The following is a 12,378-nucleotide window of genomic DNA, read 5'->3' on the forward strand; positions in this document are numbered from 1 at the left end:
AAATTATGGAAAAAGCAGTCTTTTATCCGCTAGGTGATTCCGCTATTGTGATCCAGTTTGACGAGGTAATCAGCCCGGAAATTCATCAGCAGGTAAGGGCGGTTGCAACTCATTTGGATGAATATGCTTTTGATGGATTCCTAGAATATACGCCCGCGTTTACTTCGGTAACGGTCTATTATCAGCCATGGGTAATCGATTATTTGACCATAAAGTCGCTGTTAGAAGAGATGCTGGAGGATTTAATGGAAGCAGTAGAAATGCCGGATTCGACCATCATTGAAATACCAGTAGTTTACGGAGGAGATCGCGGCCCTGATCTGGATTTTGTAGCCCGACAGCATCAATTGAGTACCACAGAGGTCATCGCCCTTCATTCTGCCGCGGAGTATGTGGTGTATATGATTGGCTTTGCACCCGGTTTTCCTTATCTCGGTGGGATGAGCGAAAAGATCACAGCCCCTAGAAAGGAAAAGCCCAGAGCAGTAATTCCTGCAGGATCTGTGGGAATTGCAGGTCTTCAAACAGGAATTTATCCTATAGAAACCCCTGGGGGTTGGCAGATCATCGGACAAACCCCGCTGCAATTATTTAAGGTCAACAGAGAAACCCCAGCATTGTTAAAGGCAGGAGACCGACTTCGTTTTGTGGCGATCACTGAAACTGAGTTTAAGAAAATAAAAAAGAAATAGATGGGAATTAAGGTCATAAAAGCGGGAATGCTCACTACGGTACAGGATCTTGGCAGAATTGGATACCGTAAAGATGGGGTCATTGAAAGCGGAGCAATGGACAAAGATGCAGTCCTAATGGGTAATTTATTACTTGGAAATCAGGAAACTGAAGCTGCACTGGAATTTACCTTATCAGGACCATCACTTCTTTTCGAAGATGAGGCATTGGTGGCAATTACAGGTGCTGATTTATCGGCGGAGATTGATGGTAATGCGGTAGAAATGTGGCGCCCAATAGTAGTGCACAAGGGTGCTGTACTTTCTTTTGGCGAGGCTCTATCCGGTTGCTTTGCTTATTTAACCGTTCAGGGAGGTTTTGATATCCCCCAGGTTTTGGGTAGTTATTCCACTTATCTTCGGGCAGGTTTTGGCGGTTTCGAAGGTCGTGCTTTAAAAAAAGGAGACCGGATTGCTTTTAATCAGGACATTCCGGTTTTACCAGAACGATTGAACTGGAGCTTAAGCCGGAGCAGGGATACGCCATTAAATCCACTGGTAATTCGTGTGATTAAAGGCCCGGAATTTGAATTTTTCCAGGAGAAAAGTATTGCCGATTTATTGACTAAAGAGTTTAGTATCAGTAATGCTGCTGATCGGATGGGCTATCAATTGGAAGGTCCGCTTTTACAATTGAAAACAAATAAAGAAATGTTATCCTCCGCTGTTGCTTTTGGAACAGTGCAGGTCACCGCTGAGGGAAGTCCAGTTGTTTTAATGGCAGATCATCAGACCACCGGTGGCTATCCACGCATCTTACAGGTGCTCAGCGTTGATCTTGGGAAATTGGCCCAGCTGCGTCCAGGCGAGATAATTCAATTTGAAATCCTGACTTTAAACCAGGCACAAAAGCTGTTAGTAGCGAGAACTGAAGAAATAAATCAGCTGAAGCAAAGCTTAACTTTTAAATATAAAAACCATGGCTAAAACTGTTAGGGTAGATCTGAATTGTGATATGGGCGAAGGCTTTGGCGCTTTTGACATCGGCAATGATGCCGCAATTATGCCTTTTGTTTCTTCCGTGAATATTGCCTGCGGATGGCATGCAGGAGATCCAGCGGTGATGAAAAGGACGGTCCGATTGGCCATCAGCCATGGAGTAGCGATTGGTGCACATCCTGGGCTTCCGGATCTTCAGGGATTTGGCAGAAGAGAAATGGCAATTACTCCCGAGGAAGCTCAGGATATGGTGATTTATCAGGTTGGTGCCCTTGATGCTTTTGTGAAAACCGAGGGTGGAAAGCTCCATCATGTGAAACCGCATGGTGCCTTATATAATATGGCAGCAAAAGATAAAGCGTTTGCTGAAGCTATCGCTATTGCAATTTATAAGATAGATCCAGGTTTGATTTTATATGGTCTTTCGGGTTCTGAGCTGGTTCTTGCTGGTGAACGCACAGGACTAAAAGTGGCCAATGAGGTATTCGCAGACCGCACTTATCAGCCGGATGGAAGCTTAACCTCAAGAAAGCAGCCGGACGCCTTGATTACCGATCATTTTTTAGCCGTCGCTCAAGTGGTACAGATGGTAAAAGCAGGGACTGTACTTTCTGCGCAGGGGACTTTAGTTCCTATCCAGGCAGATACGATTTGTATCCATGGGGATGGAAATTCTGCACTTACCTTTGCTGAACAGCTTCAAAAGAGGTTGCTTAAAGAAGGATTGAAGATCAATGCTATCGGCAAATGAAAGTTATAAAAAATAAAAGCGTCCTGATTGGGGCCGCATTTCTGATGGCTACCTCTGCGGTTGGCCCGGGATTTTTAACACAAACAACTTTTTTTACCCAGTCGCTGGGCGCTAGTTTTGGCTTTGTGATTCTGGTTTCTATCATTATAGATATTGGTGTGCAACTCAATATATGGCGCGTGATTGCGGTATCTGAGAAAAGAGCACAGGATATTGCCAATATGCTGCTGCCAGGATTAGGTGGCTTCATCTCTTTTTTAATTGTTTTAGGCGGGTTGGCCTTTAATATTGGAAATATCGCCGGTGCTGGTCTCGGCTTGCAAGCCTTACTGGGGGTTTCTGTGATTAACGGGGCGATCATTTCAGCTGCTTTGGCCGTCGCTATTTTTATGGTTCGCGAAGCAGGAAAGGCAATGGATCGCTTTGCGCAGTTCATGGGTTTTGTGATGATTATCGTGATCATCTATATCGCAATTACTTCCGCTCCTCCAATAGGAGAGGCTGCAATCAGAACGGTTTTACCCTTAAAAATAGACTTTGTAAGTATCGTCACCTTGGTTGGTGGCACGGTAGGGGGCTATATTACTTTTGCGGGAGGCCACCGGTTATTGGATGCTGGAATTAAAGGAAAAGAGGCTTTACCTTCCGTAAATACAAGTGCAGTGATGGGAATCTCAGTGGCTTCTCTAGTGCGTATATTTCTTTTTTTGGCTTCTCTAGGTGTGATTAGTCAGGGCTTAACGATAGATTCAGCGAACCCTACGGCCTCAGTATTTCAGCTGGCAGCAGGAAATCTGGGCTACCGTTTATTTGGATTGGTGATGTTTTCGGCTGCGGTAACCTCCGTAATTGGCTCTGCTTATACTTCGGTTTCTTTTGTCAAATCTTTTAGTCCTAAAATCAGAGACCATGAGCGGATGGTGATCATCGCTTTCATTGTGATCTCTACGTTGATATTTGTTGGGATAGGGAAACCTGTCAAATTGTTGATTCTGGCAGGTGTATTGAATGGATTTATCTTGCCAGTTACGCTGGCAACCATCTTATTTGCAGCTTATAAAAAGAAAATTGTAGGAGATTATAAACACCCTGCATGGCTCACTGTTTTTGGCGGATTAGTGGTGCTGATTGTGGGATTTATGAGCGTAAAAGTGCTTTATGATATGATTTTTGGGTAAAGGTGGCGGCTTATTTAGCCGCCGCCTGCAAGGCTCTTTGTATAAAGCTTTGCTGTTTTAATTTGTCCTCCGCCTCCGTAATGGCTTTCAGCAGGTTGTGCTCTGTGTCGGTCACTTCCGATAGGATACGGGTCATGAGCTGCCATACCGGCTGCATTTTCTCAATCAGTTCTGCTCCATTTGCGGTCAGCTGGATCAGTCGTTTCCGCTCATCTTTTTTGTCTTTTTTAGAACGGATCAGCTTTTGTTTTTCCAGTTCTTTCAGTAAACTGATGGTGGAAGGATGGGTATAACCGATTTCCGTGGCCAGTTCTACAACGCCCAATGGCTGCTTGTGATGAAGCGTATAAATCACAGGAAACCACTTCGGTTCGAAATCAATTTCATAGGTTTTGTAGAGTAGGGCACCGTCTTTCCGGAGCTGCTCACTCAAACGCTGTAAACGTGTAGAAAGGGCCAGGATCCCAAGTTCGTCTATGACGTTCATAAGGATAGGTCTAATTGATAAAACACGGAATCTCCACCCATCAATGGGAATTGTACGGGCAAGGCTGATTTTTCTATTTTCTGAAATTCATTTCTTTCATAAAAACGAAGCGCCGCCTGCAGTACTGGAACTGTTCCCAGGTAAAGATGGTCAATTCCATGATTCTTACAATGATTGATCAGGTTTTCTAACAAACGCTGCGCAATACCGAGTTCTTTTCCGCGAAATTCCTTTTTAATAAACATTTTTCTGATGGCAGCCTCATGATCGTTGAATTTAATCATGGCAATTGTGCCTACCAGTTTTCCATCAATTGTTGCCCCCCAAAAGGCACCGCCCTTTTGGTAGTAAACCTCTTCTATAGCTAATAAATCCGGTTGGTCGCTTAAAGTAATGGCGACCTTAAATTCGATTTGCTGGATCGGTAATACCAGGTCAATAATTGCTGCTGCGGATTCATTTTTTATTTGTGCGATCTGTACTTCCATTGCTCTTTTTTTATTGTACGGAGCAAAACTACGTAGTTGACTACATAAATACAAGCGGTTTATTATATTTTTAATATCTTTGTGCCTTTGTCAAAATTATATGTCCTGTTTTGGTTATTGCAATGATTGTGGGGAAATTCACGAGTTGCCATCAGCGCTTGCTATCCCTCATTGTCATGACCTTATGGCCCAGCTTTCTGCGCATAAAAGAATAGATTTTGATGTTCCTTTGGCACTGGCTGATCCACGATTGTCTACCCATATTTTATACTCAAATATGCGGGGACGTATGTTCGGGATTTTGGTTTGCGAGGATGTATCAGGCAATGAAGTCATTCTTCGTGCCTTTTCCTCCAGACATAATGGGGTATGGAATGTAAAAGGATGGGTGCCACCCCTCGTGGATGAACATGCTTTTGTAGCAGAAGTGGAACGAGGCAATCTGGACATTCATCCCTTAACGGATTTAATTGCTACGCTGCCTAAAGAATCGAAAGAATGGTATTCGAAACTGGCTGAAAGGCGGCTGGTTTCGCATGGTATACTGGCAAAACTGAACGCCCTTTACACCTTTCATAATTTCAAGGAGGAAAGCCGGAGCCTGGAAGAAGCTTTTCAATTGAAAAAGGGAATTCCGGTAGGAACCGGAGATTGCTGTGCGCCGAAATTGCTGAATTATGCCGCAAAAAATCACCTGAAACCTTTAAGTATTGCCGAATTTTTTTGGGGAAAGGAAACGGCTTCCGGCCACCGGACCGAGGGTAGTTTTTACGCTTCCTGTGAAGAAAAATGCCAGCCTATCCTTGGTTTTATGCTCTGCGGGGTAAACAAGTTGTTACACTCTTAATTACCCTGTTCATAATTATTCGCTTGTTTTAGCGTTCTTATAAATTATGTTTAACTTTGAATAGTAGATTAAATCGGCTAACCGATAGAAATTTATATTGATCCTTTTTTTATCAATGAAAAACAAACAACGCTCTTTCCTTCTCATCTCTGCAGTCATTATATTGTTTATCGGATTTTTATTTCGGAATTCGGTGGTACAGCGTGCAGAACAATCTATGCTTGTTTCTAGTCTTAAGGAGTTAGAAATTAATAACTTAAGGATTTCTAGACTCGATACAATTACCCTGAGTATACAAATGGCAGAAAATAATTTCAGAATGTATACTACGCTCTGGGATATGGTTTATTTTAATAAATATGTGAAGGATATCAGGTTGATTTCCAGTTTGCTAACAGGCCTTTCTTCAGGTGATAGCAGTGATATTTCAGATGTTATTGTAGGTGACCTTAGGAATAAAAGCGGTCAGATGGCCATATATAGTGAGCTTAAAAGGCTCACCGATTCTTTAAATAACATCAATGTAAAGATGGAATTGTTAAAGATTACAGGGACTGCACCAGAACTGAAGACCTATCCTAAAACGATGCTGAAAAGGGTAACTCAGGTGGAAGAAACCGCTTCAGCACCCGCGGCACCGAAGCAAAAACTATTCAAAAGACTAAAAAATGCCATTCTGAATAAAGGAGAGCAAAAGGATTCTACGAAAAAGGTAAAAACAGAAGTGACCTACGAACAAACCGCTACTGACATAGAGGCCTACAATAAGAAAAATCTGGCAAATGTAGAACAGTTTTACGCCCTTCTTTTCCAGGATCTAAAGCGCGGCCGTAATATTCTAACCAAAAAGGAAGAAACAATTCTGAAGCTAAATGAAAGTATCTTTCAGAATATTAAACGCCTGTTTCAGGAGTATAGAAATAAAGAAAATATCAGTTCCGAACTGAAAAAAGCGATATTAAAGAGCAGAGCAGATCAGTCTCTCGCTGCAATTGGAAGATCCAGACAGATCAATTTTGGAATCAGCGTGCTATCTTATCTGGCGATTATCCTGCTGATGTGGAAGTTGTATCGTGCTTACGATAAAACGTTAAGGGCAAATCAGCTGGCAGCAGAGCAGGTCATCATTAAATCCAGGTTCTTTACCAGCATTAGTCACGAAATGAGAACGCCGTTAAATGCTATTATAGGGGTTTCTGAGCAACTCAAATCTACTACTTTGACTCAGGACCAGCAACAGATGTCTAAGCTGCTCGACAATTCTTCTTCGATGTTGTTATCGGCAGTAAATGAAGTACTGGATTTCTCCAGACTGGAAACAGGAAAGCTGGCATTGGCAAAAACGCCTTTCCGTTATCAACGGATCCTCTCTGATATAGCGGCTACCGCCAGGATTCTGGCTGATCAGAAGGACCTGACTTTAGAACTGGTCCTTGGTGATTCACCGGACTTACTATTGGATGGCGATCCTTATCGCTTGAAACAGATGGTGATGAACCTGATTGCGAATGCAATTAAGTTTACAGATAAGGGAAAAGTAAGCATTCATGTGGGCTTAAAGAAGATAGATGAAAAACATATTGTCTTATTGATTAAGGTGAAAGATACCGGTATTGGTATTTCTGCGGAAAACCAGGCGTTGATTTTTAATGAATTTTCTCAAGTCATCAACTCTAACCGAAGCGACTGGCAAAAGGGTTCTGGGCTAGGCTTGGCTATCAGTAAGAAATTGGTAGAAATGCATAAAGGTAAAATCTCTGTGGAGAGTACCTTGGGTAAAGGCTCCACTTTCTCGCTGGAAATCCCTTATGTGGTAGCCGAAAATGACAGTGAAGAACTGGATGAACAAAAGTCGCTGGTGATCAATAGCGATCATTTTAAAAACCTTCATTTGCTGGTGGTTGATGATTCTGAAATGAACTTGCTGGTGATCAAAATGATCTTTAAGAAAATTGGAATCAGCTTTGATACAGCAACAAATGGGCAGGAAGCCTTGACTTTTCTGGAGTCAAAGCGTTATGATATGGTGCTCACCGATATTCAGATGCCTGAAATGGATGGAATAGAGCTGACAAAGAGAATTCGTGCGCTGGCGGATAAACAAAAATCTCATTTGCCTGTCATTGCCATCACCGGACAAATCAGTAGTGAATCCCATGAAAGGTACCTTTCTGCCGGCTTAAATGATTACATCATTAAGCCATTTACGGAGTCTGAACTGATGGAAAAAATCCTGGATTACCTTAAATAGTCAGCAAATTGGCTGCCTGGCAGATTTGCTTAGTCGATAGCAGTATATAAAAACGGGATAAAAATCACGGAAGATGTACACGATGGTTTCACAGGAACTGAGGCAAATAACAACAGGTATAGTTTCCTGATTGACAACTATGAAACTGGCGCTGTATTTACGATAAAAGCAAAGGTACGCGGTGAGGTGAATGACAGTACGAATGGGGTAGTGATGATCAAAAAGATTTAATAGCACTCGATAGGAAGCACGGTAAGTTTTTAAAATTATAACAAGGCCTTTAAATTATGAGGAGGGAATAAGCCCTCCTTATAGTTTTACTTGCCGGATGATGTTTTTTACATTCAATTCAATGATATCTGTCATCGTTTCACATTCCAGATAATGCTCATCCTTAAAATGTGCAGCCATCCCTAGTTTTAACTGATTGGTGTTTTCAACGGTGGTCAATACATCTTCATTGGACACATCTCTTAAATCTGCCAAACGGTGACGTTCACTTCGCACCCGATGGAGTATAGATGATTTTTCCTCCTGTTGGTATTGCAGAAAAGTTTTATCTGTCAATTGTTCCGTGCATAATTTCACATAAGGGAAGTTCTCTTTAAAGAACTGCGGTAGGTATACCTTTAGATTTCCCTCATAGAATTGCTGGTCAAAATCTATGGCTCTGATTCTAAATTGGATATCGTCAAAATCTGGCGTAATCTGTACCACAAAATTATAGGCACGCATATCTCCCAGCAACATCACCAGACACCGTTCGTTAAATTTCACGAACTCCTTTGCAATCCTGGTCTGGTTGTATTCCGGCTGGTGTAAATAGTTTTTTGCAAATACATCACCAGGGATTCCGGCAATATGTTCTTCCACCAGTGTTTCGCGATCTACCAGGTAATTCACTTGATTGGGCGATAGAATTTCTTCTAATTCCAGCCCATAAATTCGCGAAGCATCTGCCTTTTTTACATAGAAATAATCGTATACATCATTTAGTCGGTTCACAATCCGAATCCGGAAGGGGTGGGTATTACCAAAGGTGCAGTATTCAATTTTATCAATGTATTTGTGCTGCACAATGCGCAGATTTCCGGATGCTTTTAAGTTGGCATAAATCACTTTTAAGCCATTATGGAGATTTTCGATCCGCTCAGAAGAATAAATCGGTCCTTCCCATAAAGTGTCTTTACCGAATTTGTCCATGAGCGGAAAAGATTCATCGAACATCATCAGATCATTATAACTGATCGGGAGCCTGGATTCCCGCTGGTAACTTCTCAGGTATTTCTGTAGGGCAGGGGAAACCGGAAAAGTCGGTTTCTTACGTGATATTTTTACATCATTATCTTCCATGAATTCGTATTTACGCTCAATTTAGTGTTTTCTACAAGGAATTAAGCTATCCTGACAATATTTGAATCGGTCTTATTTTAATAGTTTTTTGTCCGAATGTACCATTCTCTGGAATCTGTGCCCCATACTTTTGAAGTGTAAATCAACAATAGCATGGCATCATTAAGAAAATACATCATCGTAAAAGGAAGCCCAATTTTATTTCCCTCAGATCTAGTTCATGCAGAAGTGGCCGGGCAGGATAATGTGGTGGAGAGTGCAGGGTTTTTCGTAATTGTAAAGGATAAAAAGGGCAAACGTGTGGTTTGCATTGGGGAAAGCAGCTCTTTATCTATCGCTAGTAAACCAGAAAGAGACCAAAAACTAATTGCACGTTACCTGGGAATTGACAATTAATCGATCATTAGAACCAGAACGGGATGTGCTGTTCTCGATAAAGCAGTGTGCTGGTATGCTGTTAATTACGAATCCTAAGGCATTAGGATAACAACTATAATTCATCATATAAAACAACAAGATAAAAAACAAATTTTAGCCGTATTACTAGTGATCGCAGCCGTCGGAGAAAAATTTGAAGTAAAAGCGGGAACTTCAATTTTACCTATAAAAAACGAGGGTTACCTGGATTTTAGTAGGCAAGAGTAGTTTAATAAAGAGCTAGGGATTCTTTTTATAATTACTGCAGACAGCAGGCCTTAAGGCTTGCTGTTTTGTTTTTCCAAAATATCTCCAGGCAATACCTGGAACATATTCTTATAAACTTTGGTAAAATAATTAGGACTGCTATAGCCCAATTCATAAGCCACTTCCTGAACACTTGAAAAATTTCCACTGCTTAAAAGCTGTTGTGCCAGTAATAGTTTTTCATTTAGAAAAAACTGATTTGGACTGTCTTTTAGTATCTTTTTGAAAAGAATTTTATACTTTGAAACGGACATTTCAGCCATATCGGCCATCTTTTGTAAACCTGGAAATTCGGAGAGCAGGTTTTCCATTAGGTATTCAGAAGTTAGAAATATACGTTCTATATCCTGATTAGATAGCTTATTGATGATCGGTTCAAACCTGCTGGCCCGTTCCATCAGATAGCCCAATAAGTACGAAGCCGTGCTCTTTAGCTTTAACTCAAAAGAAGGACTGGTAAAATCATTTTCCTTTAGCTGGCTCAGCAGTATTTTGCTTCTGCTGTCGATGTGGCTATAGAACAATAGGGTGTTCTTAGACTCATCAAAAAGCAGGTTATTTGTTTCCAGATCTCTGGTAGATGCGGCCAGTTCTTTTAGGTAGCCTTTTTGGATTAATAGCCTCAAGCTATAAGAGCGCTTGCCAATTGGCGGCATGATGACGCCTTGCATACTGCAGTCCATAAATCCCATTCCCAGTTTGGCATGGTACCCGGCTTTATGAACAGTATTGCCAATAATATGGGTCGTGATCTCATCACCTATGTCAAAATAAACCATGTAATAATTATGGTCTGTAGGGATTCGCGTGATGGCTACAGGAACCTTAAAGGTCATGTCCAGCAGCAGGACCGATAATCCAGGATTGACTTCCAGAAATATGGAGCCTCCATCAGCAATGTTTCCGGGCATGGTTAAAATCTTATTGTCTTTTAACGTTGCGCCAATGCCAGCCACAATTTGCTGCTGCCATTCCGGGCCAAGGGTATAATGGTAGCAAAATTCAATCCTTTCCTCGGTCATATTTAAAGTTGGCTCAAGTATTCTTTGGGTGGAACACCATAGGTGTTTTTAAATTGTTCAATTAGGTGTGTAGAGTCAAAGAAGCCGAATTTGTCGGCTATTTCTCCAATGGTAAATTGCCCTGTTTCCAGCATTTCTTTTGCATAAGAAAGCTTATTACTTTGGAAAAATCCGTGAGGAGTAATGCCGTTGATTTTTTTGAAAAGCTTTTTATACTTGGTTTCGGACATATTGGCTTCCCCGGCAAGGAAATGAATCCCTGGAAACGCATTTTCAATATGCGCACTCAGGTAAGCCTGAGAACTGATAATATGGCCTACATCTTCAGGGAATACCTGTTCTATGATGATTTCCTGATTGATGATTTGGTCCAGATAATCAGCGATGAGGCCATATACGGTGCCCGTAATATAAACGTCGTATAAAGGCCCGGAAGGAGGTGCTTTTCTGAGCTCATTCATCAGCCACCAGGCATGATTGCTCATCCGATCAAATCTTACAATGGTATTGAGCTCGGAATTAAAGACAGATTCTACAATTTGATGGTGCTCCGGGATTTTTAATAAATATTGTTTCAATGCGCTTTTCTTAATGAAAATAGCAATCATATAGGTCGTTGATCCGGATTTTACCTGGAAATCACCGTTTAAACTTGCATCAAATATGCCCAGATTATATCCCCATTTTCCGAAAGATCTGGTTACCTCATTTAAAATGTGAATAGAATCACCCTCGCTGAGGTTAAAATAGAGTCCTACAAAGTCATTGCGTGTATTTCTTAATTTGTAGACTACATCTTGCCGATAGGTAACATCGATGATAAAAGCAGTTAGTTGATCATTAATCTGGAGGACATACCGATTGCCTTGCTGTGCCTCATCTGCAATGCGGATGTAGTTCCCCTCCACATAGCCGCCTATCCCTGCGGCGAGTCCTGCTACCCAATCTAACTCTACACCATATTGGTGGATTACTTCCTTCATTTAAGATGCTCTTTAAGTTTTTACACAACCAAATCAATCCTCACTCAAATATAGTTTTTCCATTTTATATCTTTTTAAAATATAACATCCGGTTGTTTTGCCAGTTTTTCTGGCAATTTACTCCTGTGTTTGTCGATTTCCTGATATTTCTGTTGATTTGCTCTTATTTCTGTCATTCTGTTGATCTCCTGTGGTTTGAGCTGAACCAGAAAGGCGGATTACATTTTTCATTCCTAAAAATAATACGTAATTTTCTACTTTATAAATTAGCGGCAGATGCTCCATCTTCACATCTCATGAAAAAAATAATGCGTTATCGGTCCTCCCTTATTTTTCGTTTTAAAGAATGGCTAAGATCTATGGTCATTCGCTGGAAAAAAAGAGAAGAAGTAACCTCTAACCTGGAGAAGTTTCCTTTGATGGAATTTAAAGAAGTCGCATTGGTTAGGGCCGAAATTAATACAGGGATTGTTTTGGATGAAGCCTGTAATTATGCCGTGTATCCAGACCAAAAGGTGTATACCGTTTTTGAGAATTTTGAAAAAGGTTTAAAATATGCCAGGCAAATCATCTCAGAGCGAAGAAATATTGAATGTATACTTTATGGGATAGACCAGCGGATAATACATTGCGTGAATAGCGATAATTTTGAAGCGTATTAAGC

At 41.1% G+C, this 12,378-nt stretch carries 13 protein-coding genes; 8 read left to right on the plus strand and 5 right to left on the minus strand.

What is annotated here, in order from left to right; all coding sequences use genetic code 11:
* Nucleotides 1-5: 5 nt before the first annotated feature.
* Genes pxpB through H9X96_RS13160 form a run of 4 tightly spaced genes read left to right on the plus strand, consistent with a single transcriptional unit; the run spans nucleotide 6 to nucleotide 3,599 of the window.
* A complete protein-coding gene (gene pxpB / locus H9X96_RS13145) occupies nucleotides 6-692 on the plus strand; it encodes a 5-oxoprolinase subunit PxpB (protein WP_187666736.1) in 687 nt (228 codons plus the stop codon).
* Nucleotides 693-1,658 (plus strand): biotin-dependent carboxyltransferase family protein, encoded by a 966-nt coding sequence (locus tag H9X96_RS13150; protein WP_187666737.1) that lies wholly within the window; start codon nucleotides 693-695, stop codon nucleotides 1,656-1,658.
* Nucleotides 1,651-2,421, plus strand: coding sequence for a LamB/YcsF family protein (locus tag H9X96_RS13155; RefSeq protein ID WP_187666738.1), 771 nt, complete (start codon nucleotides 1,651-1,653; stop codon nucleotides 2,419-2,421). The genes H9X96_RS13150 and H9X96_RS13155 overlap by 8 nt, the downstream gene beginning before the upstream one ends.
* Nucleotides 2,418-3,599, plus strand: a complete 1,182-nt coding sequence (locus H9X96_RS13160; RefSeq protein ID WP_187666739.1) for an NRAMP family divalent metal transporter — start codon at nucleotides 2,418-2,420, stop codon at nucleotides 3,597-3,599. The genes H9X96_RS13155 and H9X96_RS13160 overlap by 4 nt, the downstream gene beginning before the upstream one ends.
* A gap of 10 nt (nucleotides 3,600-3,609) precedes the next feature.
* On the opposite strand, the gene H9X96_RS13165 is transcribed toward H9X96_RS13160, so the two are convergent.
* Together H9X96_RS13165 and H9X96_RS13170 are read right to left on the minus strand one after the other, a co-directional pair.
* Nucleotides 3,610-4,086, minus strand: a complete 477-nt coding sequence (locus H9X96_RS13165; protein WP_187666740.1) for a MarR family winged helix-turn-helix transcriptional regulator — start codon at nucleotides 4,084-4,086, stop codon at nucleotides 3,610-3,612.
* The gene (locus tag H9X96_RS13170) at nucleotides 4,083-4,574 is read right to left on the minus strand and encodes a GNAT family N-acetyltransferase (protein ID WP_187666741.1); all 492 of its coding nucleotides are present in this window, start codon (nucleotides 4,572-4,574) and stop codon (nucleotides 4,083-4,085) included. The genes H9X96_RS13165 and H9X96_RS13170 overlap by 4 nt, the downstream gene beginning before the upstream one ends.
* 100 nt (nucleotides 4,575-4,674) lie before the next feature.
* On the opposite strand from H9X96_RS13170, the gene H9X96_RS13175 reads away from it, so the two are divergent.
* Both H9X96_RS13175 and H9X96_RS13180 read left to right on the plus strand, forming a co-directional pair.
* Nucleotides 4,675-5,421, plus strand: a complete 747-nt coding sequence (locus H9X96_RS13175; RefSeq protein WP_187666742.1) for a hypothetical protein — start codon at nucleotides 4,675-4,677, stop codon at nucleotides 5,419-5,421.
* Between the two features lie 115 nt (nucleotides 5,422-5,536).
* Nucleotides 5,537-7,672, plus strand: coding sequence for a response regulator (locus H9X96_RS13180; RefSeq protein ID WP_187666743.1), 2,136 nt, complete (start codon nucleotides 5,537-5,539; stop codon nucleotides 7,670-7,672).
* 309 nt (nucleotides 7,673-7,981) lie between these two features.
* On the opposite strand, the gene H9X96_RS13185 is transcribed toward H9X96_RS13180, so the two are convergent.
* A complete protein-coding gene (locus tag H9X96_RS13185) occupies nucleotides 7,982-9,025 on the minus strand; it encodes a hypothetical protein (RefSeq protein WP_187666744.1) in 1,044 nt (347 codons plus the stop codon).
* 153 nt (nucleotides 9,026-9,178) lie between these two features.
* Here H9X96_RS13185 and H9X96_RS13190 point away from each other — a divergent pair, with 153 nt between their 5' ends.
* A complete protein-coding gene (locus tag H9X96_RS13190) occupies nucleotides 9,179-9,421 on the plus strand; it encodes a hypothetical protein (protein WP_187666745.1) in 243 nt (80 codons plus the stop codon).
* Nucleotides 9,422-9,720: 299 nt separating this feature from the next.
* On the opposite strand, the gene H9X96_RS13195 is transcribed toward H9X96_RS13190, so the two are convergent.
* A complete protein-coding gene (locus tag H9X96_RS13195) occupies nucleotides 9,721-10,731 on the minus strand; it encodes a helix-turn-helix domain-containing protein (protein WP_187666746.1) in 1,011 nt (336 codons plus the stop codon).
* Nucleotides 10,732-10,733: 2 nt separating this feature from the next.
* Nucleotides 10,734-11,714 carry a helix-turn-helix transcriptional regulator gene (locus H9X96_RS13200; RefSeq protein WP_187666747.1) on the minus strand — a complete coding sequence of 327 codons (981 nt, stop codon included), beginning with the start codon at nucleotides 11,712-11,714 and terminating at the stop codon, nucleotides 10,734-10,736.
* 296 nt (nucleotides 11,715-12,010) lie between these two features.
* On the opposite strand from H9X96_RS13200, the gene H9X96_RS13205 reads away from it, so the two are divergent.
* Complete coding sequence (locus tag H9X96_RS13205) at nucleotides 12,011-12,376, plus strand: hypothetical protein (RefSeq protein ID WP_187666748.1); 366 nt, start codon at nucleotides 12,011-12,013, stop codon at nucleotides 12,374-12,376.
* Nucleotides 12,377-12,378: the final 2 nt, after the last annotated feature.

The organism is Pedobacter sp. N36a (genome assembly GCF_014472395.1).
Lineage (GTDB): Bacteria > Bacteroidota > Bacteroidia > Sphingobacteriales > Sphingobacteriaceae > Pedobacter.